Below are 315 nucleotides of genomic sequence, written 5' to 3' on the forward strand. Positions count from 1 at the left end.
GCTCCATTTCTGCGTATGCTTCAGAGCTTGCTACAATGGCACCAGTATCAACGCTTGCCCCCATGGCTCCGCCAGCAACACCTCCTGCAATAGCTCCTGCGATATATGCACCTTCATTGTACTTGTGACTGGTTACCTCAATTTCATACTCTCCGGGTTTGACATATAACCATCGTTTAGACTTTCCAGAAAGTTTTTCGCCATTAATTGACTTAAGTAACACTGTATAAATTGTTCCAGCCCTTTGTCCTTCACTGTATGTATACAAGATTGCTGACTCGCTTTTAGGGGTATTCTTTGAGACGTTGAAATAGC

1 protein-coding gene is annotated in these 315 nt (G+C 43.5%); it reads right to left on the reverse strand.

The annotated features are described in order from the left end of the window. A partial coding sequence (locus A3763_RS06055; RefSeq protein WP_197482803.1) for a hypothetical protein occupies positions 1-268 on the reverse strand: 268 nt, incomplete at its 3' end. Positions 269-315: the final 47 nt, after the last annotated feature.

It is taken from the genome of Oleiphilus sp. HI0128 (assembly GCF_001635365.1).